Source organism: Luteimonas sp. Soil_N_1 (assembly GCF_057656255.1).
Genome location: NZ_JBDGKS010000002.1, coordinates 415,926 through 439,651 on the forward strand (window position 1 = coordinate 415,926; position 23,726 = coordinate 439,651).

Annotated in this window: 21 protein-coding genes; 7 read left to right on the forward strand and 14 right to left on the reverse strand. The window is 68.8% G+C overall.

Annotation, left to right across the window (positions count from 1 at the left end; genetic code table 11):
- Positions 1–163: 163 nt before the first annotated feature.
- From AC3A4E_RS15655 to AC3A4E_RS15670, 4 genes are all read right to left on the reverse strand, one after another.
- A complete protein-coding gene (locus AC3A4E_RS15655; RefSeq protein ID WP_487632403.1) occupies positions 164–1,594 on the reverse strand; it encodes an ATP-binding protein in 1,431 nt (476 codons plus the stop codon).
- The gene (locus AC3A4E_RS15660) at positions 1,581–2,321 is read right to left on the reverse strand and encodes a response regulator (RefSeq protein WP_487632404.1); all 741 of its coding nucleotides are present in this window, start codon (positions 2,319–2,321) and stop codon (positions 1,581–1,583) included. The genes AC3A4E_RS15655 and AC3A4E_RS15660 overlap by 14 nt, the downstream gene beginning before the upstream one ends.
- A gap of 345 nt (positions 2,322–2,666) precedes the next feature.
- Positions 2,667–4,676 (reverse strand): BCCT family transporter, encoded by a 2,010-nt coding sequence (locus AC3A4E_RS15665; RefSeq protein WP_487632405.1) that lies wholly within the window; start codon positions 4,674–4,676, stop codon positions 2,667–2,669.
- A 127-nt stretch (positions 4,677–4,803) separates the two neighbouring features.
- Positions 4,804–5,859 (reverse strand): hypothetical protein, encoded by a 1,056-nt coding sequence (locus AC3A4E_RS15670; protein ID WP_487632406.1) that lies wholly within the window; start codon positions 5,857–5,859, stop codon positions 4,804–4,806.
- A 364-nt stretch (positions 5,860–6,223) separates the two neighbouring features.
- On the opposite strand from AC3A4E_RS15670, the gene AC3A4E_RS15675 reads away from it, so the two are divergent.
- From AC3A4E_RS15675 to AC3A4E_RS15685, 3 genes are read left to right on the forward strand one after another with little or no spacing between them, the layout of a single operon-like run.
- The gene (locus AC3A4E_RS15675) at positions 6,224–6,508 is read left to right on the forward strand and encodes a DUF4031 domain-containing protein (RefSeq protein WP_487632407.1); all 285 of its coding nucleotides are present in this window, start codon (positions 6,224–6,226) and stop codon (positions 6,506–6,508) included.
- Positions 6,509–6,568: 60 nt separating this feature from the next.
- Positions 6,569–6,811, forward strand: coding sequence for a DUF3297 family protein (locus AC3A4E_RS15680; protein WP_332078105.1), 243 nt, complete (start codon positions 6,569–6,571; stop codon positions 6,809–6,811).
- A 25-nt stretch (positions 6,812–6,836) separates the two neighbouring features.
- Positions 6,837–7,211 (forward strand): YciI family protein, encoded by a 375-nt coding sequence (locus AC3A4E_RS15685; protein ID WP_487632408.1) that lies wholly within the window; start codon positions 6,837–6,839, stop codon positions 7,209–7,211.
- Positions 7,212–7,232: 21 nt separating this feature from the next.
- Here the strand turns inward: AC3A4E_RS15685 and AC3A4E_RS15690 are convergent, their stop codons facing one another.
- The 9 genes from AC3A4E_RS15690 to AC3A4E_RS15730 all read right to left on the reverse strand — a co-directional run bounded on the left by AC3A4E_RS15690 (position 7,233) and on the right by AC3A4E_RS15730 (position 16,570).
- Entirely contained in the window at positions 7,233–8,297 is a 1,065-nt protein-coding gene (locus AC3A4E_RS15690; protein WP_487632409.1) for a GGDEF domain-containing protein, read from the reverse strand.
- A gap of 82 nt (positions 8,298–8,379) precedes the next feature.
- Positions 8,380–8,958 (reverse strand): DUF4410 domain-containing protein, encoded by a 579-nt coding sequence (locus tag AC3A4E_RS15695; RefSeq protein WP_487632410.1) that lies wholly within the window; start codon positions 8,956–8,958, stop codon positions 8,380–8,382.
- 216 nt (positions 8,959–9,174) lie between these two features.
- Positions 9,175–10,476 carry a DUF58 domain-containing protein gene (locus AC3A4E_RS15700; protein ID WP_487632411.1) on the reverse strand — a complete coding sequence of 434 codons (1,302 nt, stop codon included), beginning with the start codon at positions 10,474–10,476 and terminating at the stop codon, positions 9,175–9,177.
- Between the two features lie 34 nt (positions 10,477–10,510).
- On the reverse strand, positions 10,511–11,503 hold the full coding sequence (locus AC3A4E_RS15705) for an AAA family ATPase (protein ID WP_487632412.1): 993 nt from the start codon (positions 11,501–11,503) through the stop codon (positions 10,511–10,513).
- 25 nt (positions 11,504–11,528) lie between these two features.
- Positions 11,529–12,653: a DUF4350 domain-containing protein gene (locus AC3A4E_RS15710; protein WP_487632413.1), complete on the reverse strand. Its 1,125-nt coding sequence runs from the start codon at positions 12,651–12,653 to the stop codon at positions 11,529–11,531.
- Positions 12,653–14,275 carry a DUF4129 domain-containing protein gene (locus AC3A4E_RS15715; RefSeq protein ID WP_487632414.1) on the reverse strand — a complete coding sequence of 541 codons (1,623 nt, stop codon included), beginning with the start codon at positions 14,273–14,275 and terminating at the stop codon, positions 12,653–12,655. Before AC3A4E_RS15715 ends, AC3A4E_RS15710 begins: the two co-directional genes overlap by 1 nt.
- Positions 14,265–15,266 (reverse strand): stage II sporulation protein M, encoded by a 1,002-nt coding sequence (locus AC3A4E_RS15720; RefSeq protein WP_487632415.1) that lies wholly within the window; start codon positions 15,264–15,266, stop codon positions 14,265–14,267. Before AC3A4E_RS15720 ends, AC3A4E_RS15715 begins: the two co-directional genes overlap by 11 nt.
- Positions 15,263–15,946, reverse strand: coding sequence for an RDD family protein (locus AC3A4E_RS15725; protein WP_487632416.1), 684 nt, complete (start codon positions 15,944–15,946; stop codon positions 15,263–15,265). Before AC3A4E_RS15725 ends, AC3A4E_RS15720 begins: the two co-directional genes overlap by 4 nt.
- An 81-nt stretch (positions 15,947–16,027) precedes the next feature.
- The gene (locus AC3A4E_RS15730; RefSeq protein WP_487632417.1) at positions 16,028–16,570 is read right to left on the reverse strand and encodes a gamma carbonic anhydrase family protein; all 543 of its coding nucleotides are present in this window, start codon (positions 16,568–16,570) and stop codon (positions 16,028–16,030) included.
- A gap of 59 nt (positions 16,571–16,629) precedes the next feature.
- On the opposite strand from AC3A4E_RS15730, the gene AC3A4E_RS15735 reads away from it, so the two are divergent.
- Positions 16,630–18,051: a coniferyl aldehyde dehydrogenase gene (locus tag AC3A4E_RS15735; protein ID WP_487632418.1), complete on the forward strand. Its 1,422-nt coding sequence runs from the start codon at positions 16,630–16,632 to the stop codon at positions 18,049–18,051.
- Here AC3A4E_RS15735 and AC3A4E_RS15740 read toward each other — a convergent pair.
- On the reverse strand, positions 17,987–19,999 hold the full coding sequence (locus AC3A4E_RS15740; RefSeq protein WP_487632419.1) for an LTA synthase family protein: 2,013 nt from the start codon (positions 19,997–19,999) through the stop codon (positions 17,987–17,989). The two genes, AC3A4E_RS15735 and AC3A4E_RS15740, sit on opposite strands and share 65 nt — an antisense overlap.
- 131 nt (positions 20,000–20,130) lie before the next feature.
- Between AC3A4E_RS15740 and AC3A4E_RS15745 the strand changes: the two genes are divergently transcribed.
- The 3 genes from AC3A4E_RS15745 to xth are packed head-to-tail and all read left to right on the forward strand — an operon-like array spanning position 20,131 to position 22,885.
- Positions 20,131–20,823: a response regulator transcription factor gene (locus AC3A4E_RS15745; protein WP_487632420.1), complete on the forward strand. Its 693-nt coding sequence runs from the start codon at positions 20,131–20,133 to the stop codon at positions 20,821–20,823.
- Positions 20,820–22,115, forward strand: coding sequence for a sensor histidine kinase (locus tag AC3A4E_RS15750; RefSeq protein WP_487632421.1), 1,296 nt, complete (start codon positions 20,820–20,822; stop codon positions 22,113–22,115). Before AC3A4E_RS15745 ends, AC3A4E_RS15750 begins: the two co-directional genes overlap by 4 nt.
- Complete coding sequence (xth, locus tag AC3A4E_RS15755) at positions 22,112–22,885, forward strand: exodeoxyribonuclease III (RefSeq protein WP_487632422.1); 774 nt, start codon at positions 22,112–22,114, stop codon at positions 22,883–22,885. The genes AC3A4E_RS15750 and xth overlap by 4 nt, the downstream gene beginning before the upstream one ends.
- Positions 22,886–23,726: the final 841 nt, after the last annotated feature.

Here is a 23,726-nt window from a genome sequence, read left to right on the forward strand (position 1 = left end):
GACGACGCCCGGTTGCCCGCACAGGCAGCCGGGCGTTTTCGTATGGGGCATCACCGCCGATGTCGCAGTTGCGGCTGCGATGGGCCGACCACGGCGCGCCGACTGCATGCCGCCCGCGGCATGCGCCGTGCCGGCGACCGTACAACACGCGCCACCGTCGTCGTCAGGACGCCGGCGCGCCCGTCGGCAGTTCGATCGACACGCGCAGACCGACGATCGCACCCGTCGCGTCGATCCGGTTCTCAAGTGCGAGCCGCCCGCCGTGGGCCTGCACCACCGCGTCGGCGATGCTCAGCCCCATGCCGATGCTGTGACTGCCCCCACGGGCGGGATCCAGACGCACGAAGGGCTGGCGCACGCGCGTCAGCATCCCGGCGGGGATGCCGGGACCATCGTCGTCGATGTCGATCCGCACGCCGGTGCGCGCCGCGGTCAGCTCGATCCGCGCCCGATGGCCATACCGCACCGCGTTCTCGACCAGATTGGTCATCGCCCGCCGCAGGCTGGCCGGCCATGCCGGCACAGGGGCGCCGACATGGCCGGCCACGACCACCTCGGCGCCGGTCTCGGCCAGGTCCGCCGCGATCGCCGACATCAACGCGTCGAGATCGAGCGCCTCCAGCGGCGGCGCGCCCGCCCGTCCCTGGAAGTAGTCGAGGATCGAATCGGTGATCGCCTGCATCTGCGCGATGTCGCCCTGGAACCGGCTGCGCAATCCGGGGTCCCCGATCCGTTCGGCGCGCAGCCGCAGGCGCGTCAGTGGCGAGCGCAGATCGTGCGAGACCGCCGCCAGCAGTTGCTCCCGGCTTTCGAATTCCGCCAGCACTCGGGCCTGCATGCCGTTGAACGCATCGGCGGCGCGCTGGACTTCGCGCGGGCCGTCGATGTCCAGCGGCGGGCTGTTGACGTCGCGCCCCAGGGCCTCGGCCGCCTCCGAGAGCCGGCCGAGCGGCCGGACCAGCCAGTGCACCACCAGCAGCGACAGCAGCAGGATCAAGCCGGTGCGCAGGCCGTAGATGCGCAGCACGTATTCGAACGTGGCCCGGGTGGATTGCAGGGTCATGCCGGCCTGCCCGGCGCGCACCGACGCCTGCCACCAGCGCCCCTGCGCGTCCGGCACCTGGATGCGATACCGCGCTTCCGGCGTGCGCGCGCCCAGCACCGCAGTGCCGGTCGCCGCACGGCCGCGGTCGTCGTAGAGCGTGACGTCGAGCAGGTGCAAAGGCCGGACCTCGCCCACGTGCACGACCACGCCTTCGGCGATCAGACGCTCGATCGTGGCGTCACGGAAGGCCAGCGGTTTCGACGCGGGCGCCGGGATCGCCCGGGCTTCGAAGCCGTTGCGCGAGGCGCGCGCGATGGCGGCATCGGCGCCGTCGCGTTCGACATCCGCCAGCCATCGCCCGATCTCCGCGCCAGCCAGACGCGCAGGCACTTCGTTGACCTGGTCGTAGCGCACGTCGAACCAGATGGTGCCGGTCAGCAGCTGCGCGGCCAGCATGCCGGCGACGAGTACCAGCACCAGCCGGCCATACAGCGTGCGCGGCCAGCGCCAGCGCCGGCGCCGCGCAGCACGCGGCTCAGCCGTCGCCATCGACGTCGGCCGACAGCAGATAGCCCTCGTTGCGGACGGTGCGGATCAACGTGGGATTGCGGGCATCGTCGCCGAGCTGCTGGCGCAGCCGACTGACGCAGACGTCGATGGCGCGGTCCACCGGCGCGCGGTCGCGGCCGTAGACGTGGTCGATCAGATGGTCGCGGTCGAGTGGCCGGTTCGGCGACTGCAGCAGCACCTGCAGCAGGCGGTAATCCGCGCCGCCCAGGCTGACCACCCGGCCGTCCGGCGCCCGCATCTGGCGGGTGACGGTATCGAGCGTCCAGCCGGCGAACCGGATGATGCGCGCCGGTGTCGAGCTTCGCGGCTCGCCGGCACTGCGACGCAGGATGCTGCGGATGCGCGCGAGCAGTTCGCGCGGCTCGAACGGCTTGGACATGTAGTCGTCGGCGCCCAGTTCCAGACCGACGATGCGGTCGATCGCCTGGCCGCGCGCGGTCAGCATGATCACCGGCACCTGGCTGTCGCGACGCAGGCGACGGCACAGCTCGAGTCCATCGGCGCCGGGCAGCATCACATCGAGGACGACCAGATCGACCGCGGACAGCCCCAACCGGGACCACATGGCATCGCCATCGGCGGCGGTGCTGGCCTGCAGCCCGGCGGACTCGAGATAGTCGGCCAGCAGATCGCGGATGTCGGGATCGTCATCGACGATCAGGACATGCGAGGCCTGCGGTCTGGGATCACGATGCGAAGGGGGCATGTGCGCAACAGCAGTCGACGAAGGCCCTCATGATCCCAGAAGGCCGCCGCCACGGGGCGACGTAGAGGCCGTACTGCCGGTCGCACACCGCACCGGTGAGGCTACTGACGTTGGGCGCGATCTGCAGCGTGTCGGTCATCGCATGGCGGCCCATCAGATCCGGGCGGACATATCCGCCAACCCGCAGGTCCGATCGGTCCCGGTCGGCCGCGAGGTTGTCAGGATGCAGAGTCGGACCTTGAAGCCATTTCCGGGATCACTGGCCCGGAAACGGCTCCGGCCGCCCTGAGGCGGCCGGAGCAGGTGGCGCGGCATCCGTGCCGCGCCGCGGTGACCGCGCTACGGTCAGCGCACCACGTTGAGGAAGTGGATGTGGCGCTGGTACTGGTCGAGCACGTCGTGGATCAGCTCGTCCTTGCGCCAGCCCATCACGTCGTAATCCTGGCCGCCTTCGCGCAGATGGACTTCGCCGCGATAGAAGCGATCGTCCTCCTTCCGGCGACGACGCGGATCCTCGAGCATGAAGCTCGGCGGCTCGTACGGCACCGGACGCACGGAATAGAAGAAGTCCATCTCCTCACCGTGGCCGACCTGCAGCCAGACGCGACCGTCTTCGCCATCCTCGACCGTGACCTCGAGGTTCTGCTTGCGCAGTTCCGCGGCCACGTCCTCGAACGCGGGCCTGACCTGCGATTGCAGGTACGCGAGCACTTCCTTCTGCAACGGATGGTGGGCCAGCGAGCGCAGGCGCGCCTTCCAGTCCCCACCGCCGCCGAGGCCGACCGGCGCGACACGCGCGTCGCGGATGCTTGCGCGCTTGACCACTTCCAGACGCATCGCCCGCACCATGCCCCAGCACATCAGGATCATGATCACGGTGAACGGCAATGCCGAAGCGATGGTCGCGGCCTGCAGTGCAGCCAGTCCGCCTGCCAGCAGCAGGGCGATCGCGACCGCACCCTCGGCCAGCGCCCAGAAGATGCGCTGCCAGACCGGCGATTCCTCTTCGCCCTTCGTGGTGAGCATGTCGATCACCAGCGAGCCGGAGTCCGACGACGTCACGAAGAACACCACGACCAGCGCGGTCGCCAGTGCCGAGGTGACCGTCGACATCGGCAGGTTCTCGAGGAACTGGAACAGCGCGACCGAACTGTCGGCCGCCACTGCATCGACGAGCTGCGTCGCCCCGTCGACCATGACCATGTGCAGCGCAGTGTTGCCGTAGATGGTCATCCAGAGGAAGGTGAAGCCCAGCGGCACGAGCAGCACGCCGACGACGAACTCGCGGATCGTGCGGCCACGCGAGATGCGCGCGATGAACATGCCCACGAACGGCGACCAGGCGATCCACCAGCCCCAGTAGAACAGCGTCCAGCCGCCGAGCCAGCTGGTCGGCTCGTAGGCGTAGAGGTTGAACGTCATCGAGAACAGGCTAGACACGTACATGCCGGTGTTCTGCACGAAGGTCTGCATCAGGTAGACCGTCGGGCCGGCGATCAGCACGAACGCCAGCAGGGCCACCGCCATGATCATGTTGAGCTCGGACAGACGACGCACGCCCTTGTCCAGGCCGCTGACCACCGAGCCGGTCGCGATCAGCGTGATGACGGAGATCAGGATGACCTGCGTCGTCGTGCCGACCGGCGTGTCGAACAGATAGTTCAGGCCGGCATTGATCTGGATGACGCCGAAACCGAGCGAGGTCGCCAGGCCGAAGATCGTGCCGAGCACCGCGAAGGTGTCGACCGCATGGCCGATCGGGCCGTGGATGCGGTCACCGATGATCGGGTACAGCGACGAGCGGATCCGCAGCGGCAGGCCGTGCCGGTAGGCGAAGTACGCCAGCGACAGCGCGACCACCGCATAGATGGCCCATGCGTGCACGCCCCAGTGGAAGAACGTGATGCGCATTGCCTGGCGCGCGGCCGCGACCGTCTGCGCGTCACCGACCGGCGGTTCGGCGTAATGCATGATCGGCTCGGCGACACCGAAGAACATCAGGCCGATGCCCATGCCGGCTGCGAACAGCATCGCGAACCAGGTCGCGTAGCTGTAATCGGGTCGACTGTGGTCGGGGCCGAGTTTCAGCCGGCCGAAACCGCTGATCGCGATGCCGATGATGAAGACCAGGAAGCCGGCGACGGCGAGGACCGTGAACCAGCCCGCCTCCTCCGCGACCCAGGTCTTGGCGTGACCGAACATCGTCTCCATCGCCTCGGGGATGAAGAACGATGCCAGCACGAGTGCCAGCACCAGCAACGCCGAGGGATAGAACACGGGACCGAGGATGCGCGAGTGCCAGCGTTCTGGCGGCGCGGCCGGATCGACATCCGGACGCACAGTGGGATCGTTCATGGAAAGTCCTCATGGCAGGACGCGACTGCGCGGTGACAGCGTGGATCAGATGCTGCCGCGTCCAGGTGAAACCGCCGGCCACGCCGGCGACAGAGCGGAACGGCCAGGCAATGCGCCCGGCCGGGCATCAGAAGTAGAAGCCGACGTTGATGTTGAGCCGCGAATGCCAGCCGTCGTTGGCCGGATCGCGCACGCCGATGCCGGGGCCGCCGGCGAACCACATGTTCTTGCCTGCAATCCAGTCGACGTAGGTCAGCATCACGCCCTTGCCGAAGCTGCAGCCGGTGACGTTCTGGATCGAATCGCGCAGACCGGGATCGTGGCCGACCGGCAGGGTCGCGCTGGCGTTGTTGTAGCAGGTGATGCTGTCGAACCAGCCCGTGCGCTGCACGTCGTACGCGACGTTGAATGTCGGCACATCGGCCTGCGATGCAATCTCGAATGGGAACATGAAGGCCGACATCGCGATGCGCGATTCCGGATTGTCGTAGCGGTAACGCGCCCACTGCGCCTGCAGTGTCAGCGGACCGCGCACCCACTGCCCGTGTACGGCGGCGCCGGTGTGGTCGTGCTTGCCGCCATCGACACGGTTCTCGATGCGTCCGGCGAATGCCGATGCGCCCCAGGTCGTTTCCCAACCGTCGGCTTCGCTCGTGTGCTCGTAACGCACGATGCCGCGTTCGCGCTCGCGATAGGGCAGATCGTCCGTCGTCGCGACATCGAAGGAATAGCGGTCAAAGTTCGCACCGGTGCCGTATTCGTCACCCGCGAACACACCCGCATGCCACTGGTGCGCGCCGGACTGGCGCTGCCACACCACGCCGAGGTCGTAATCGTCCTCGATGCCGAGGTAGTAGCCCGAACCGAACCAGAAGCTGTGCGAGGCCGTGGGCAGCAGACCGAACGGGACCTGCTGGATACCGGCGCGGATATCGGACGTCGCGCCATTGCTGCCGTCTTCGAGCTTCCAGCCTGCATAGGCGTGGTGCACGGCATCGAATCCGTCGTACCAGCGGTACTGCAGCGAGAAGAACGCCGGACCGGCGTTGCCGCGTGCATCGACCCGGAGAAGTTCGAGCTCGGGACCACTGCTGGGTCCGTAATCGAGCCATCCGTAGTTGAAGCGGACTGCGCCGCCGAGTTCGAAACCGGGTGTTTCGTCGGCGCCATCTTCAGCCGACACTGCGGGCGCCGCAGCCACGAAAACACCACACAACAACCACTTGAAACCGCGCGAAATCACGACGGGTCTGCCCTCCTCGATTCACTCGTCAATGCAATGCAGACCGACCATCTTAACGATTTCTGCACAATTCCCCAAATCCGGGACGGATCGAAACTGCAGAAAACGGCTTGAAAACAGGGGTTTTCATGTGTCCACGGAAATGCAACGCGCACGCGGTTGCACTCGCCTGACGATGCAACCGCAGACGAAGACACAGCTGGAAATTTTTCGGGATGGCCGGGTACAGAGCCCCATGCATGCGTCACCACATGCGGCGGCTATCATCCGTGAACGGCGATGATGCCGATGTGCAGGCGTGCGCATGACCGTCTATGTCGACGATGCGGTCCATCCCTGGCGCGGCGAGCGCTGGGCGCATCTGCTCGCCGATACGCTGGACGAACTGCATGCCTTCGCCGCCCTGCTCGGCATGCCGCGGCGTGCCTTCCAGGACCGCACCAGCGGGGCGCACTACGACGTGACCGCGTCGATGCGCGAGCGCGCGATCGCGCTGGGGGCGATGCCGATCTCGCGCCATCACGACCGTGCGCTCGTGCGCGCGGTGATCGCGAACGCACGCCGGCAGGGACGCGGCGAAGCGCCCTAGGTGAAGCCTGCACGCGCCGGCGGTATCCTGCGCGCAGTCTCCACACCGCATTCCGACGCCATGACCGATACGCCGCCCGACCATCTCTCCAACGATCCGCGCAGCCCGCACTACAACGAGGCGGCGATGAATCGCGGCATCGGCATCCGCTTCAACGGCAACGAGCGGCGCGACGTCGAGGAATACTGCGTCAGCGAAGGCTGGATCCGCGTCGCAGCCGGCCGTGCGCTCGATCGCCGGGGCCAGCCGCTGACGGTCAAGCTGCGCGGCACCGTGGAACCCTACTTCCATCTGGAAGCCTGACCCGCTCCACCCGAGGACGCGCCCGATGCAGTACCTGCTGCTGATCTACACCGACGACACCCTGCTCGACGGTCTGGCCGAGGGCGAGTTCGACACGATGATGCGCGGCTGCCTGCAGCATGCCGATGCGCTGCAGGCCGAGGGCACGCTGCTCGGTTTCCAGCAGCTCGAACATGCGACGACCGCGAAGACGGTGCGCTCGCGCGGCGGACGCGCGCAGGTGTTCGACGGTCCGTTCTCCGAGACCAAGGAAATGCTGGCCGGTTTCAACCTGATCGAGGCCGACAGCGAGGAAGAGGCGCTGCGCATCGCAGGCGAGTTCCCGTGGGCACGGACCGGCAGCATCGAGGTGCGGCCGGTGCGCGATGTCGGTCAGGTCCGCAGGCGCGTCGGCGCCTGACGTCCCGCAGCACGCGTGCAGTCAGATCTGTACGCGGTTGCGTCCCGAAGCCTTGGCCACATAGAGCGCACGGTCGGCCACGTCGATCAGGGCGCGCGCGCTGCGGGTGTCGTCGGGTCCCGACACGACGCCGCCGACGCTGACGGTGACCACCCGCGCCAAAGACGACGACGGATGCGCCATGGCCAGCGCTTCGACCCCGGCGCGCACGCCCTCTGCGGCACTCCACGCCATGCCGGCATCGTGGCCGGGCAGCAGCACTGCGAATTCCTCGCCGCCGAAGCGCGCGGCCAGTCCATCGGCGTCCGTCGCGGCGTCCGCACAGACACCGGCGATCGCACGCAGGCATTCGTCGCCCTGCAGATGGCCCAGTGCATCGTTGAGCGCCTTGAAGTAGTCGGCGTCGGCCAGCAGCAGCACCATCGGCTGACCGGCGGAACGCAGTCGCCGCAGCATCGCGTCCAGCGCCTGGTCGAACGCGCGCCGGTTCGCGATGCCGGTCAGGCCATCCACCATCGACATCTGCTGCAGCCGTGCGTTGGCATCCTCCAGCGCCGCAGCGATGCGCGCGAAGTGGATCGCGCCTGCAATCTGGTCCGCGATCGCGTCGAACGCCTCGCGCATGTCGTCGTCGAAGAACGCGGAATCCGCGCTTTCGATGTTGAGCACGCCATGCAGGCGCGCACGGTGCCGGATCGGCACGAGGTACTCCGAGCGCACCGCCTGGTTGCCGGCGAGGTAATCGGCATCCGCATCGACATCGACGATCAGCTGCGGCGCGCCCAGACGCGCGCAGCGTCCTGCAGCGCCGATGCTCAGCGGCCATGGCCAGGATGCCGGCGACAGATCGAAGGTGCCGGCCGAGACCTCCTGCACGAAGGCCTCGCCGGCCTCGTCGAGCAGGATGATGCTGACCACCGCGACCGGCAGCTCAGCCGCCACGACATCCACGATCCGCTGCATCACGCCGTCGAGCGCGCCGTCCTGCAGGGCTTCGCGCGAGACGCGCGCGAGGATGCGCTGCAGCGACGCACGGCTGCCCGCACCGGCGTCCCCACCGTCTGTGCCTGCGCCCGGTCCCCCCATCGCGTCCTCCCGGCCTGTTGCCAGGGCGGCGGACCGCCCTGCTCGCACTGTACGCCGGTCGATGGAGAAAGCGTGGGCTGCGTCAGCCGCCGCGCGCCTCGGCGACGATCTGGTCGGTGATCGCCTGCACCTGCTTGACCGTCATCGGCGCGAAGATGCCCTGCCACGCGCTCGACGCGGTGTCGTAGGTCCGCGTCGCCGCGACCTTGCCGCCGGGCACCTCGATGAACTGCGCATTGGCCTTGATGTGTGCGTTGCCCGTCATCACGCCCAGGCCGTAACGCGCGCCGGTCGACACGTAGCGGTAGCTGTCGACGCGCACGACCACGACCACGCCCGACGGATCCAGCGACGAAGGCCGACTGTCGCGCACGCTGCCCTGGATGCCGGCGGTGGTGGCCGAGGTGCGGATCGCGTCGTTCCACAGCGCGCGGAATTCGGCCCAGTCCTCCTGTGCGCGGGCGGTGTCACTGCCTTCGATCACCAGTACGACCTGGCGCACGTCACCACTGATCGCCACCGGGTCGACCGGCGCGGCGGTGGGGCGCTGGACCGTCGCCGCACAGGCCGACAGCAAGGCTGCGGCGGTGAGCAGGGCGAGCGAGCGGAGGATGCGCGGCAGACGCGCCGCAGTGGAAATCACAGGGGTACAGGTATGCATGGGCAAGGCCTCGTCGGATGGCTGTCATCGCGCGGCCCCGGACCACTCCCCCTGCGCAGCGTCCGGTGCGCGCGCTCTGTTTCTAGCCCGCCGTCCATTCAATGCAGGTGAAAGGCAGACGCAGGTGGCAGACGATCTCCGCGTGCCACATCGTCGACCGGTGCGCGCAACACGCTCCGGGCACCACACCGGAAGTCGGCCGGGGCGCCTGGGGCGCTACAACAATCCGTCCCGCTTCACTGCCAGGTAGCGCTCGACCAGTGCCGACGGCAACTCCTCGCCGGTCACATCAAGAACGCTGATGCGATGGTTGCGCAACGCGTCGTGCGCGGCCTTGCGCTGGGCGAGATAGCGCGCGGTGGCGCCCACGCGCACCGCATCCTCGTGGTCGTGCACGTCGTTCGACAGCACCTCGTCGAGAGCGCGTTCGCGCAGCGAGGCCACGATGACCAGATGCCGCTTCTGCAGCATGCGCACCGCGGCCAGCACATCCTCGATGTCCTCGTCGCGCAGGTTGGTCACCAGCATCAGCAGGCCGCGGCGACGCTGTCGCAGCGACAGCTCGGTGGCCGCGGCGAGGTAGTCGGTGGCGACCGGCTGCGGCTGCAGGTCGTGACTGACGCGCAGCAGGGTGTCGATCGCACCCATGCCACGCTGCGGCGCCATCCAGCGGCTCTCGCCACCGGTCGCGAACAGACCGACCGCATCGCCCTGGCGCAGCGCGAGATAGGACACGACCAGCGCGGCATCGAGCGCGTGGTCGAAATGCGACAGCGCACCGTCCTGGGCCAGCATGCGCCGTCCCGTATCGAGCACCATGACCAGTTGCTGGTTCTTCTCGTCCTGGTACTCGCGCGACACGAGCTTGCGCACGCGAGAACTGGCCTTCCAGTCGATCTGGCGCAGGCTGTCGCCCACGCGGTACTCGCGCATCTGGTGGAAGTCGGTGCCTTCTCCGCGACGGCGCTTGATGTGCGCGCCCACAAGGCGCGACGCACGGTCGGCACTGAGCAGGGCGAAACGCGTCAGCGGCGCGAAGTTCGGAAACACCCGCACGGTCTGTCGCGTGCCGGCCTGGCGTCGCTGCCGCCACAGTCCGAGCGGCGAGCGCAACCGCAACTGCACGCCTTCGAACGTGGCAGCGCCCCGCATGTCCGGCTGCAGCGTGTACTCGACGCGCGAGACCGTGTCCGGTGTCAGGCGGAGTGCACGCGGCAGCCCGTCGACCCGCCAGCCCGGAGGATGCAGATCGAAGACCTCGAGATGCTGGACCTGCGCGCCGCCCTCGATCTGCAGCAAGACCGGTCGTGCGGCGCCGATCGGCCAGGCCTCCGGCATCGTGCGCGCGACATCCGGTGTGGGACGACGCACCAGCAGCACCAGATCGAGGATCGACAGCATCAGCAGCGTGGTGCCGAACACGTTCCACGGCAGCACGGCCGGTGACCACAGCGAGGACGCGACGCCGCCCAGGCCCCAGACGACGAGCAGCACGGTGAGTGCCAGCGTCGGCCTCATGCCGCCTCTGCCCTGCCCTGGCGGAGACCCGGATTCACTTGCGCGGCGCTTCCACGCGCGCGAGCAGCGCCTGCAGCACCTGGTCGGCGTCCTGGCCTTCGATCTGCAGTTCCGGTGCCAGTGCGATGCGGTGGCGCAGCGCTGGAATCGCGATCTCGCGGATGTCGTCGGGCGTGACGAAGTCGCGGCCCGACAGCACCGCCTGCGCACGCGCGGCGCGCACCAGCGCGAGGCTGCCGCGCGGACCGGCGCCCAGTGCGATGCCCGGCCACTGGCGCGTGGCCGCGGCGATGCGCACCGCGTAGTCGATCACCGCCGCATCGACGACCGTCGCGGCCGTGCCACGCTGCAGGTCGACGATCTCGCCGGGCTGCAACACCGTCACGAGTTGCGACAGGTCGAAGTCGGCAGCGACCTTGCCGCTGCTGATCGCGGTGACCATCGCGACTTCATCGGCGTGCGCCGGATAGTCGATCAGCACCTTGAGCAGGAAGCGGTCGAGCTGCGCTTCCGGCAACGGATACGTGCCCTCCTGTTCCACCGGGTTCTGCGTCGCCAGCGTCATGAACGGCGGTGGCAGTTCGAAACTGTGGCCTTCGATCGTGACCTGCTGTTCCTGCATCGCCTCGAGCAGCGCGGACTGGGTCTTGGCCGGCGCGCGGTTGATCTCGTCGGCCAGCAGCAGATTGGTGAAGATGGGGCCGCGGCGGACGATGAAGGTCTCGCTCTTGGTGTCCCACACCGCATGGCCACTGACGTCGCTGGGCATCAGGTCGGGCGTGAACTGCACGCGTGCGAAGTTGCATCCCAGCACCGACGACAGCGCGCGCACCAGCAGCGTCTTGCCGAGGCCGGGCACGCCTTCGATCAGCACATGGCCGCCGGCGAGCAACGCGACCAGGATCTGGTCGAGCACCTCGGGCTGGCCGATGAAGGCCTTGGAGACTTCGTCGCGCACAGCAGCGACACGCGCGACGAGCGCGTCACCGGTGATCGGCATGGACGGTGGCACGGGCAGTTCGGTCATGGTCCAACGCTCATCGGAGGGGTCCTCACAGGTTCTTTCGCATCTGGATCAGTCGGGCGATGCGTTGGCGGAACGCCGTCGCATCATCCGGTCGTGGTGCCTGCAACGCATGGCGGACATCGCGCGGGGACAGGCCGGTCCGGGCGGCGATGGCCTCGATGCCGGCCTCGCCTTCCAGCGCTGCCGCCAGTGGATCACGCCGGCGCAGGCGCTCGAGAAACGCAGCGCGCACCGCGTCGTACAACAGCGATGCACGTCCATAGCGCACGAGATGTGCGCCGCTCGCGGTCACGTGCTCGAGCAGTGCGCGACGCGCGACGGGCGGGGCCGGGAGCACCGGACCGAAGCGCTGCGTGCGCATCCACAGCCAGGCGATCAACGCGAGCAGCAGCGGGCCCCAGGCCATCCAGCCACGCGTCAGGATCTGCATCCACAGCGGCGGCACGCTGGCCGCGTACACCAGGTGGATCGTGCCCGCCCCCCAGTTGGGCGCCAGCAGTTGCCGGGTCAGCAGCGTATGCGGCATCTCGTCCAGGTCGCCGTTGCGCATGAAATCGAAGTCGGCCAGCACGTCGACCGTACCGGCGCCGTACGCGAGACGCGCGAAGACCAGGCCCACTTCGTCGCGATCGCCCCATTCCAGCAACGGGGGCTCGTCCACGAAGAAGCGCCGGCCGCGGCAGAACTCGACATGGCCGGCCTGCCCCTGCACCAGCAGCGGTTCGCACTGCGTGCGGTTTTCGACGGTGTGTACGCCCAGGCGCTCGAGCAGGTCCCGCTTGCGTGCGTCCTGACCGCTCCGGCGCGGCAACGGCGTGCGCACCAGCAGATGCCCGCCCCCTTCGACCCACGTCAGCAGTGTCGCCACTTCGGAGGGCAGCAGGGTCCCCGGCTCGCTGTAGAGCAGTACGGTGTCGCGTGGCGCCAGCGGCACGGTGGCCAGCTGCAGGCGCTGACGCGAGCGCGCGTCCACGCCGTCGGCGCGCAACGACTCCCGCAGCGCGTACAGCGGGTTGTAGGACGCCTCGCCACGCGGCGGCAGATCGACCGTGTCGACCACGCGCTCGTGCGTGTGCAGGAACCAGGTAACGCCGAGCGCGACGATCACCACGCCCACCAGCGCCACTGCGATGCGGACCGGCCAGCCCATCAGGCCTGCCACCCGAAACGTGGCGCGAGGCGCGCGAGCAGCGCATCGAGGCCGGCGTCGTCGGGCAGGCGCTGGCCGTACGCGGCGCGCTGCCACACGCGCACCATCTCGGCGAACGCATCGCGGTCTTCCGCCTCGGGCATCCGGCGCGAGACGCGCAGGCACTGCGCCTCCGTCGCGCCCGGCACCAGTGCGACACCCGCACGCACGGCCATCGCCGCGACGCTGCCGCGATACAGCAGCGCCAGTGCACGCCGGTGCCGGCCTTCGGCCCACAGGCGACGCACGGCTGCGACGAGATCTTCAGGCAGTGCTTCGGGCGCCGGCGGGGCCGCGTCGACCACGATGTCGGTCGGTGTGCGCGCCGGCTGCAGCGTGTCGCGCATCCATGGCCACCAGTGCCGCGCGGTCCAGGCCAGCAGGACGACGAGGATCAGCAACACGATCCAGAGTCCGTACTCGACCATCAGCGAGAACACCTGCACGATCGCAGCGAGAAAGCCGGCACCGGGCTCGAAACCGGGCTTCGGGTCTTCGGCCTCCGTGGTGTCCTTGCGCTGCCACCGCATCACCTCACGCTTGCCGTCGAGCAACGGATCGGCGGACGTCCGCGTCACCGCCTCGGCGAACGTCGTGCCGTCCTCGACCTCGCCGAACACCGCCGGCAACGTGGGCACCTGCGGCGCTTCCGCGTCCGCACTGCCATCCGCCTCCCGTCGGTAGTCGGCATGGCGCCAGGTCCTGGTCGGCGCAGTGCCGCTGTCACGCGTCGTCACCTCGTCCTGGTCCGGCGCCTGCGCCTGCGCCGTGCCCATCGGCATCAGCAGTGCGGCGAGCAGCACCCCTACGACCAGCGGTGCCACCGGGGCCAGACGCGCGCGCAGCCGGCGGAACGCGATCTCCAGATCCCAGGCCTCGAGCTGCGTGCGCCGGTTGAGGTACAGACCGAAGCCGGCACCGATGTAGAACGGCTCGACCAGTCCGATCGCCATCCAGAACGCAAGATTGCCGAGCACCTGCAACCAGCGCGGTGGCTGCTCGCTGACCAGTGCCCACATCGCACGCGCCGATTCGGACAGCAGCTCCGTCGGGACGAACAGCAGCACCAGCGTTGCCAGCGACACCAGCAGTGCGCCGACGAACAGGTGACAGATGCCGGTGAGCAGCAGCGCATGCCCGCCGATGCCGTCGGCGACCAGCCGGCGCCGCTGCGTGAGCGATGTTCCGTTCAGACCTTCCAGCAGGTCGACGGGCAGGGTCACCGCGCGCCATGGACTCAGTCGCCGCCAGGTCAGATGCCCCATCAACGGTCTCCATCCCCAGCGCCATTGCGCGGCGAGGGTCGCCCGCATGCCGGGCGCTTCGCCGAACACTGCACGCGACAGCACGAACAGCGGCACGCGATCGAACACCGGCTTGAGCCACCACAGTGCCAGCGTGGCCAGCCACAGCCGGTCGAGGGCCCAGCCCAATGCGTTGAGCGCCGCGAACACCGGCAGGCCGAGCAGCAACGACGGCACCCAGATCGCACGCGCATGGCGGCGCACGAGCGCATTGCCCAGCTCCATCGCCTCCCACGCGGTGCGTGGGCGCAACACCACCTGCACGGTCTCAACGCGCACCGGCCACCCCACGTCCGCCGCGCCACAGCCACAGCAGTGTCAGCAGCCACAGCCCGCCGCCGACACCGAACTTCACCGGATCGGGAATCGCGCCCGTCGATGACCAGAACGCTTCGACGAATGCCGCGAACACCAGCATGACGAGAATGCCCACGCACAGACGCCCGCCGTCGCGTCCGGCCTGCACCAGTGCATCGACGCGTCGCAGCTGGCCCGGCGCGACCAGTGCCAGCCCCAGTCGCAGTCCCCCGGCGCCGGCGATGACGATCGCGGTCAGTTCCGGTGCCGAATGGCCGACGACGAACCGCCAGAACGGCCCGCCGTGTCCGATCGCCTGCAGGTGGCCGGCAATCGTCCCCATGAACACGCCGTTGAAGATCAGGACGAAGATGGTGCCGATGCCGGCGAGCAGGCCACTGGCGAACGTGCGGAAACCGATGCTGACGTTGTTCCAGATGTAGTAACCGAACATCTGCATGTCCGACTGGCTGTCGCGCGCGAACCGCTCGGCGGACTCGGCCGGGTCGTACATCCCTTCCATCTGCGCCAGCTGTTCGGGCGACAGCACCCCGTAGGCGAGTTCGGGCCACTGCTGGATCAGCGCGAACAGCAGCACCAGCGGCACCGCGAACAGCGCCAGTGACGCCCACAGACAGCCACGCTGCGCGCGCACGAGACGCGGAAAATCGGCGAGCAGGAACCGCAGCGCGCGATGCCAGGGCGGTGGTGCCGGCCGGTAGAGCACGTTGTGGCCGCGCTGCATCAGCGCCTGCAATCGCGCGGTGATCTGCGGGCTGTAGCCCCGGTGACGGGCCAGTGCCTGCTGCTGGCACAGGCGACGGTAGAGAGACGGCATGTCCTCGTCGGCAAGCCCGTCCCAGCCCGACAGGCTCGCGCGCGCGCGCCGCGGGCTGCTTTCGCGCGCGTCCAGCCAGCGCTCGAAAGCCGTCCACTCGGCCGCATGGCGGGCGACGAAGGCCTCCTGTCTCATGCGCGTCGCCCCAGCAGCCAGTTGGCGACGCCGAGCAGTCGCATCACACCGGTCTCGCCACGCGCGCCGGTCACCGGCGCGACGATGTCGGACAGTTCCTGCTGGCGCTCGGCGGTCAGCGCGTGCGCGCGTTCGGCGAACGCGATGACCGCGATCTGTTCCTGCGTCTGCAGCGGCGCAGCCGGCGCACAGGGCGTGACTTCGATCGCGGTGACCCGTGTGAGGTCGCGCGGCGCATGGATCACCAGCGTGCCAGCCACCATGTCGCCCAGCCGCCGGCTCCAGGGATCGGCGAGGCTCGCGACCAGACCCGCGCCGTACGCGAACGGCAACATGTCGACGGTGCGCATCAGGTTGCGCACGAAGCTCGCCATCCAGCCGATCGGTGCGCCATCCGCGGAGACGACCCGCAGCGACATCGCACGCTTGCCGGGCGTCTGTCCGGCATACAGCGCCTCGAAGACCACCGGGTAGCCCCAGAACACGACGAACATCAGGATCAGATAGAGGCCCTGGCCGAACCGGTCGAGCAGACCCAGTACGATCGAGACCCCCATCAACAACGCGCCGCGGATCGCCAGATCGATCAGCCACGCCACCGCACGCGGCACCGGGCCGGCGGCCGGCAGGCGCAACGCGACGCCCTCGGGCGTGTGGACCTCGCGGACCGTATCGAGCATCAGGCGCCGCGGCTCCGTGCGGTCATGCGCGAATGCGCGTCGTCCCTGTGCGTCATGCGTCGTGCCCTGCCCCTGCGCTGCTCAGCCCGCCAGCGCGACGAGGTATTCGTCCTTGAGACGAACGTAATGCGCGGCGCTGTAGTACAGGCCTTCGATCTGCGCATCGTCGAGCTTGCGCACGCAGCGCGCCGGATTGCCGACCCACAGCTCGCCTTCGCCGACCACCTTGCCCGGTGACACCACCGCACCTGCGGCCACGAACGCGTGCTTCTTCACCACCGCGCCGTCGAGCACCAGCGCGCCCATGCCGATCAGCGCCGCGTCCTCGATCGTGCAGGCGTGGATCACCGCCTTGTGGCCGATGGTGACGTCGCTGCCGATCAGGGTCGGGAAGCCGCCGCGCTTGGCATGCGGGCCGGCGTGGCTGACGTGGATCACGGTGCCGTCCTGCACGCTGGTGCGCGCGCCGATGTGCACGTGGTTCACGTCGCCGCGGATCACCGTCGCCGGCCACACCGACACGTCGTCACCGAGCACGACATCGCCGATGACCGTCGCCGCCGGGTCCACATAGACGCGTGCGCCGAGGCGCGGGGCGGTGATTCGATAGGGTCTCAAGTCCATCGCCGGAGTCTACCTGCGGCCCTGCCGGAATGCCGCGACGCCGACGCTACACTGCGGCGATGGACTCCGCCCCGACCGATTCGACACCCGCCGCGACGCCGGTCGCCGACCTGCGACCGACCCTCGATGCCTTGCGCGCGGCCTGGCGCAGCCGTCGCCCGGATGCCGCGCAGCGCCGCGACGATCTCGCTCGCCTGCGCGCCGCATTCGCGCGGCGCCTGGACGAGATGGCCGATGCGATCTCGGCCGACTTCGGCCATCGCGCGCGTTCCGAATCGCTGATCGCCGACGGCATGACCGTGCTGTCGGAAATCGATGCGCTGCGCAGCCATCTGCGTGGCTGGATGCGCCCGCGCCGCGTCGGCGCCGGCTGGAAACTGTGGCCGGCACGCGCCGAAGTGCGGCCGGTGCCGCTGGGCGTGGTCGGTGTCATCGCGCCGTGGAACTACCCGGTGAATCTGGCGCTGATTCCGTTGGCGACCGCGATCGCCGCCGGCAACCACGTCTACCTCAAGCCGTCCGAACACACGCCGCGCAGCAGCGCGTTCCTGCGCTCGCTGCTGGCCGAAGTGTTTCCGGCCGACCGCGTCGCCGTCGCGCTGGGCGATGCCGACATCGGCGCCGCGTTCGCCGGCCTGCCGTTCGACCACCTGGTGTTCACCGGCTCGACCGCGGTCGGCCGCAAGGTCATGGCCGCGGCGGCGCCGAATCTCACGCCGCTGACGCTGGAACTCGGCGGCAAGTCGCCGGCGATCGTCTGCCCCGGCTATCCGCTCGACAAGGCCGCGGCGCGGCTGGTCACCGGCAAGCTGTTCAATGCAGGCCAGACCTGCATCGCGCCGGACTACGTGCTCGTCGATGCCGCACGCCGCGACGCGCTGCTGGAGGCGCTGCGCTTCGAGGTGCAGGCCCGCTACGCCGATGCCGGCGCGCGCGCGGCGGATTACACGCACATCGTCAGCGACGCGCAGCATGCGCGGCTCACCGGCCTGCTCGACGATGCGCACGCCCGCGGGCTGACGGTGCTGCCGCTGCTCGAGGTCGAAGGCGCGCGCGCGCTCGCGCCGACGCTCGTCGTCGAGCCGGGCGACGACAGCGACGTCATGCGCGAGGAGATCTTCGGGCCGATCCTGCCGGTGCTCTCGTACACCACGCTCGACGCGGCCATCGCGTTCGTCGACGCGCGCGACCGTCCGCTGGCGCTGTATCCCTTCGGCGATCGCGCCCAGGCCGAGGCGATCCTCGCCCGCACCGTCGCCGGCGGCGTGACGGTCAACGACACCCTGCTGCATTTCGCCGCGAACCGCCTGCCGTTCGGCGGCGTCGGTCCCAGCGGCATGGGCGCGTATCACGGCCGCGCCGGTTTCGACGCGATGACCAAGGCGCTGCCGGTGCTCTGGCAGTCGCGCGTCGCGGTCACCGACTGGCTGCGACCGCCGTATGCGCGGATCGCGAAGCTGGTGGATTTTCTCGCGCGTTGACCCGCGGCAATCCGTACCAGCCACGTTCGTAGGCGAGCGATCCCCACAGCGCCTGCGCATGCGCCTCGCGCGCGAGCAGCGGCGACAGCGCCGCGGGCTGCAGGCGGCCCTGGCCCGGCACGTAGCGATACTGGCTCGGCACCTTGTCAGGCTGGAGCACCACCACGTCGTCGCCCTGCAACCACGCGAAGTTGCGGTCGTACTGCATCAGCGCGCGACCGGGCAGGCGCATCGCCGGATCGGCCAGATCGCGTCCGGTCATCGGCGTGGCGTCGGCGATGCCGATCAAGGACAGCAGCGTCGGGCCGAGATCGATCTGGCTGGCAATACGGTCGTCGCGACGCGGCGCGATGCCCGCGCCGAGGATCAGACCCGGGATATGGAAGTTGTCGACCGGCACCCGATCGCGGCCGAAGACGCGCGAGTCGTGATCGGCGACGACGAGAAACACCGTGTCGTTCCAGTAATCGCTGGCCATCGCCTGGTCGAAGAAGCCGCCCAGCGCGTGGTCGGCGTACTTCGCCGCGTTGTTGCGCGTCTGCAGCGGCTGCTCGAACGGGGTGATGCGGCCGGTCGGAAATTCGAAGGGATCGTGGTTGCTCGAGGTGAACACGAACCCGAAGAACGGCTTACCGTCCGCATGCAGGCGCGCGAATTCGTCGTTGGCGCGCGCGAACAGATCCTCGTCGGACACGCCCCAGGAGCCGACGAAGGCCGGCGCGCGATAGTCGCGCTGCTCGACCACGCGGCCGAAGCCGTTGCCGAGGAAGAAGCCACGCATGTTGTCGAAGTGGCTTTCGCCGCCGTAGTAGAACGTCGTGTCGTACCCGCGCCGGCGCAACACGTCGGCGAGGGTGAAGAAGCCCTGCTGGCTGCGCGCGCGCTTGACCACGGCCTGCGCCGGGGTCGGCGCGAAGCCGGCGACCACCGCTTCGATGCCGCGCACCGAGCGCGTGCCGGTTGCGTACAACCGCTCGAAGGCCCAGCCCTGTTCGCTCAGGCGGTCGTACTCCGGCGACAGCGGGCGCCCGCCGAGGCTGCCGATGAACTGCGCACCGAGACTTTCCTCCAGCACGATCACCAGATTCTTCGGCTTGCCGCGCCACACCGGATTGCGCGCGGCGAGCGTCGGCAAGGCCGGATCGGCGAACGCCGAGGCCGGCAGGCCGGTGCCCGCCCGGACCGATGCGAGCACCGTGTCCGTCGGCAGCTCGCCGTACAGAGATTCAGCCGTCTCCTCATGCTGCAGCCAGCCGCGCATCGCGAACGCCAGCGAGTAGAACGAGTTCAGCGGCAGCGCATTGACCGTGGGATTGGTGCTGAAGGCCAGCATCGCCGGATTCATCGGCCGATGGCCCAGCGTCGAACGCACGCCGAGCGCGCCGACGCCGAGCACCAGTACCGCAAGACCCACGCGCAGCAGCGCGCCGCCGGCGGGCGTCGGCTGCGCCGGCCATCCGCGTCGCGCGAGCCGCAGGCTGGCCCAGGCGGCCGCCGCGGTCAGCAGCAGCACGCCGATGCATTCCAGCGGCCGGCCTTCGGCGAGCATCGACAGTACTTCGCGCGGATAGACCAGATATTCGACGAACACGCGGTCGGGCCGCAGGCCGTACTCGGCCATGAAGCCGGGCGTAGCGAGCTCGAGCCAGACCAGCAGCGTCGTCGCGAGCGCGAGCCAGCCCATCGCGATGCGGCGCACCCAGCGCGCGTCGTAGACCGCGGCAGGCAACAGCAGCAGCAACGCCGCCAGCGGCACGAACAGCAGGCACAGCGTGGCGACGTCGACGCGCAGGCCCTGCACGAGCACCGGCACCCAGCCATGGACCTCGTCCACCGCCGACCGCTGCCACAGCGCCAGCCCCAGTCGCGACACGCCGAGCACGACCAGGCCGAGCATGGCCATGCCCAGCACCGGTTTCAGGCGCTTCATCGCATCACGCAGTGTCATGTCCGGATCCACACGCCGCGCCATCCGCGGCCCGTACAGGATCGACCCGGGCGTGTCGGAAGCCTGTCGGAACGCGGCCCCGCCGCGCCGTATCATCAGCCGGCACAGCCGTGCGCCCAGGACGAGAACCGATGCGACTGCTGGTGGTCGAGGACAACCGCAATCTGGTCGGCAACCTGTTCGACTACTTCGAGCCGCGCGGCCACGAGATGGACGCCGCGCCAGACGGCATCGTCGGCCTGCACCTCGCGGTGACCCAGCATTACGACGCGATCATTCTCGACTGGATGCTGCCGCGCCTCGACGGCCGCGCCCTGCTGCAACGCCTGCGCGAACACGCGATCGATACCCCGGTGATCATGCTCACCGCGCGCGACGAACTGCCCGACAAGATCGCCGGCTTCCGCGCCGGCGCCGACGACTATCTGACCAAGCCGTTCGCACTGCCGGAACTCGAAGTGCGGCTGGAAGCCGTGCTGTCGCGCGCGCACGGGCGCCGCAGCACGCGCACGCTGGAAGTGCACGACCTGCGACTCAACCTCGACACGCTCGAAGCCAGTCGAGCCGGCCAGCCGCTGCATCTCTACCCCGCGGGCCGCAAGCTGCTCGAAGTGCTGATGCAGGCCAGCCCCGCCGCGGTCGATCGCCAGCAGCTGGAACACGCGCTGTGGGCCGACGCACCGCCCGACGGCGACATGCTGCGCTCGCATGTCTACGAGCTGCGCCACAGTGTCGATGGCCCGTTCGCGGTGAAGCTGATCCAGACCCTGCCGCGCTACGGCTACCGGCTGGCCGCGCCTGCCGACACGGGCGCATCGGCATGAGCCGCGCGCGCAGCCTGCGCAGCCGCATCCTGTACTGGCTGGCGGTCTACGCGCTGCTGCTGGCCGCAGGCGTTTCGCTGCACGGCTTCCTCGTCAACGAATACGCCGAGCGCCTGCTGTGGGATTCGATGCTGCGCACCGAGTTCACCCACCATCTGCAACGCAGCGCAGCGGATCCCTCGTATCGCTGGAGCGATTCCGACAGCCTGCGTCTGTACGTCAACGGCGGTGCGCCACCGGAAACCGCGGCCCTGCCCGACGGCATCCACGACGAAGTCGAACTGCCGAACGGCACCGAAATCCTGGTGCTGGTCGAGCACGTCGACGGCGTGCGCCACGTGCTGACCCTCGACATCACCGACATGGAGCGCGAGGAAGACCGGCTCACCCTCTTCATCCTCGGCTCGTCGGTCGTCCTGGTCACGGTGATGGGCGGGTTGATGGCGCTGGGCCTCGGGCGCACGTTGCGGCCGTTGACCACGCTCGCCGGCGACATCGCTGCGTTGTCGCCCGATCGCGCCGGCCAACGGATCGTGCCCGAGGCGCGCGCGAGTTCGGAACTGCTGGTCATCGCCAACGCGCTCAATGACTATCTGCAGCGCAACGAGCAGTTCGTCGATCGCGAGCGCGCTTTCATCAACACCGCCAGCCATGAATTGCGGACGCCGATCGCGGTGATGTCCGGCGCTGCGGAGCTCGCGCTGGCGCCGACCGATGTGCCGGCCGTCACCGCGCATCAGCTGCGCCGCATCCAGCGCACCGCCGACGACATGGACCGGATGATCGCCCTGCTCCTCGCCCTGGCGAAGGATCCTGCGCGCCTGCTGCAGGCCGGCCAGCCGATCGAGCTGTCGGCGTTACTGCCCGCGATCATCGATGACCACCGCCACCTCACCCGCGACAAGGCGCTGGAGATCGTGCTGCACACCGCGCAGCCCTGCACCCTGCTTGCGCCACCGGCGGTCGTGCGCGCGACGGTCGGCAACCTGCTGCGAAACGCGATCGAGCACAGCGACGACGGCCGTATCGATGTCGAACTGCATGCCGATGCAACGGTCGTGATACGCGATCCCGGCCACGGCATGACGCCCGAGCAGATCAGCGCGGTCTATTCGCGCATGGCGCGCACCGGCGTGCCGACCGGCGACGGCATCGGTCTGGAACTCATCGCGCGCGTCTGCGAACACCTCGGCTGGGCGCTCGATATCCGCTCCTCGGCGGAAGGCGGCACCATCGCCACGCTGCGCATGCGCGCGACCGGCGACGCGCCGGACGCTAGAATTCCGGGATGAAGATCGCCAGCTGGAACGTCAACTCGCTCAACGTCCGCCTGCCGCACCTCGAACAGTGGCTGCGCGATGCGCAACCCGACGTGGTCGGCATCCAGGAAACCAAGCTCGAGGACGCGCGCTTTCCCGACACCGCCCTCGCCGCGCTCGGCTACCGCACGGTGTTCTCGGGCCAGAAGACCTACAACGGCGTCGCCCTGCTCGCCCGTGACCGCGCCCTCGACGACGTGCAGATCGGCATCCCGGGTTTCGAAGACGAACAGAAACGCGTGATCGCCGCGACCATCGACGGCGTGCGCGTCATCAACCTCTACGTCGTCAACGGCCAGGACCTCGGCACCGACAAGTACGCCTACAAGCTGCGCTGGCTCGCCGCCGTGCACGACTGGGTGCAGCGCGAACTCGCCGCGCATCCGAAGCTCGTGGTCCTCGGTGATTTCAACATCGCCCCCGACGACCGCGACGTGCACGATCCCGCGGTCTGGAACGACACCCACATCCTCACCTCGACCGCCGAACGCGACGCCCTTCGCGGCCTGCTCGGCCTCGGTCTGCACGACGCGTTCCGCCTGCATCACGAGGAAGCCGGTGTCTTCAGCTGGTGGGATTACCGGCAGGCAGGCTTCCGCCGCGATCTTGGCTTGCGGATCGATCTGACACTGGTGTCGGATGCGTTGCGGGATCAGGCCGTCGCATCCGGAATCGATCGCGAGCCGCGGACCTGGGAGCGGCCGAGCGATCACGCGCCTGCGTGGGTAACGCTGCAGCCTTGATGCACTGAACGTGTGAATCAAGCGATCGCGGTGCCTCGCCGCACGCTCGACGCCGACGGCCTGCTGCCACGCAACGTTTGAAAAGCCGCGCACGCGTCTTATACGCATTTGCGTAACGCCGCGCGCATCGAACCGCACTACCCGGTTCGGTTACGGCAGCGCCCGGCACGCTTCCGGCTTGGACTTCTGCCCAAGTCGTGACGTCGGTCTTTGCCGTCCGGGCAGCCGGTTGACGCTCGTCTACCGCTACGAATCTCTGCAAGGCCGCGCCTCGCCAGCTTGGTCGTGGGTCCGCACGCGCCCAGCTTCGCCGGGCGATCGAACCCGTGCAAAGGCACGCGTAACCGCACTTGCCATCCAGGTTCAAAGCATCGAGGCCACCGGTGCCGATCTGAGGGCAGGTTCGACAGTTGGCCTCGGTAGTCGTTGCAGCCTTTCCAGTTCCATGGGACCGCCACCGCGCTAGGAATGTGGAACCGCAGAACCTGCGTGCGGCAGTTACTCCGATCAGAGCGCGATCCCGACGCCTTCTATGCGTCTCGATAAAACTCGCCAATGCGACAGTCCGCGAATGAGCGCGAGAGCGCATTCGTCCAGACGTGGAATTTGGGAACTTTGTCCCAGATGCCCCCGCTTTGCCGGGCCGACGAGGCTAAACGTCCTGACTGAGTCCAGCACAGGAGTCTCGCCAACATAACGCACCCCGATTAACACAGATAAACCCGCCGCGTCAGAGTTTCTCCGTGTCCGGATTCTGTTTCGCGCAAAGAAAAACCCCCGCCGGAATACCGGCGGGGGTTTTGGGTAAAAACCCTGGCGATGACCTACTCTCGCATGCTAG

Excerpts from the sequence above, each read along its gene's own strand:
- AC3A4E_RS15655 (WP_487632403.1), bottom strand. The coding sequence starts at position 1,594 with ATGGCGACGGCTGAGCCGCGTGCTGCGCGGCGCCGGCGCTGGCGCTGG.
- AC3A4E_RS15660 (WP_487632404.1), bottom strand. The coding sequence starts at position 2,321 with ATGCCCCCTTCGCATCGTGATCCCAGACCGCAGGCCTCGCATGTCCTG.
- AC3A4E_RS15665 (WP_487632405.1), bottom strand. The coding sequence starts at position 4,676 with ATGAACGATCCCACTGTGCGTCCGGATGTCGATCCGGCCGCGCCGCCA.
- AC3A4E_RS15675 (WP_487632407.1), top strand. The coding sequence starts at position 6,224 with ATGACCGTCTATGTCGACGATGCGGTCCATCCCTGGCGCGGCGAGCGC.
- AC3A4E_RS15680 (WP_332078105.1), top strand. The coding sequence starts at position 6,569 with ATGACCGATACGCCGCCCGACCATCTCTCCAACGATCCGCGCAGCCCG.
- AC3A4E_RS15685 (WP_487632408.1), top strand. The coding sequence starts at position 6,837 with ATGCAGTACCTGCTGCTGATCTACACCGACGACACCCTGCTCGACGGT.
- AC3A4E_RS15690 (WP_487632409.1), bottom strand. The coding sequence starts at position 8,297 with ATGGGGGGACCGGGCGCAGGCACAGACGGTGGGGACGCCGGTGCGGGC.
- AC3A4E_RS15695 (WP_487632410.1), bottom strand. The coding sequence starts at position 8,958 with ATGCATACCTGTACCCCTGTGATTTCCACTGCGGCGCGTCTGCCGCGC.
- AC3A4E_RS15700 (WP_487632411.1), bottom strand. The coding sequence starts at position 10,476 with ATGAGGCCGACGCTGGCACTCACCGTGCTGCTCGTCGTCTGGGGCCTG.
- AC3A4E_RS15705 (WP_487632412.1), bottom strand. The coding sequence starts at position 11,503 with ATGACCGAACTGCCCGTGCCACCGTCCATGCCGATCACCGGTGACGCG.
- AC3A4E_RS15710 (WP_487632413.1), bottom strand. The coding sequence starts at position 12,653 with ATGGGCTGGCCGGTCCGCATCGCAGTGGCGCTGGTGGGCGTGGTGATC.
- AC3A4E_RS15720 (WP_487632415.1), bottom strand. The coding sequence starts at position 15,266 with ATGAGACAGGAGGCCTTCGTCGCCCGCCATGCGGCCGAGTGGACGGCT.
- AC3A4E_RS15725 (WP_487632416.1), bottom strand. The coding sequence starts at position 15,946 with ATGCTCGATACGGTCCGCGAGGTCCACACGCCCGAGGGCGTCGCGTTG.
- AC3A4E_RS15730 (WP_487632417.1), bottom strand. The coding sequence starts at position 16,570 with ATGGACTTGAGACCCTATCGAATCACCGCCCCGCGCCTCGGCGCACGC.
- AC3A4E_RS15735 (WP_487632418.1), top strand. The coding sequence starts at position 16,630 with ATGGACTCCGCCCCGACCGATTCGACACCCGCCGCGACGCCGGTCGCC.
- AC3A4E_RS15740 (WP_487632419.1), bottom strand. The coding sequence starts at position 19,999 with ATGACACTGCGTGATGCGATGAAGCGCCTGAAACCGGTGCTGGGCATG.
- AC3A4E_RS15745 (WP_487632420.1), top strand. The coding sequence starts at position 20,131 with ATGCGACTGCTGGTGGTCGAGGACAACCGCAATCTGGTCGGCAACCTG.
- AC3A4E_RS15750 (WP_487632421.1), top strand. The coding sequence starts at position 20,820 with ATGAGCCGCGCGCGCAGCCTGCGCAGCCGCATCCTGTACTGGCTGGCG.
- xth (WP_487632422.1), top strand. The coding sequence starts at position 22,112 with ATGAAGATCGCCAGCTGGAACGTCAACTCGCTCAACGTCCGCCTGCCG.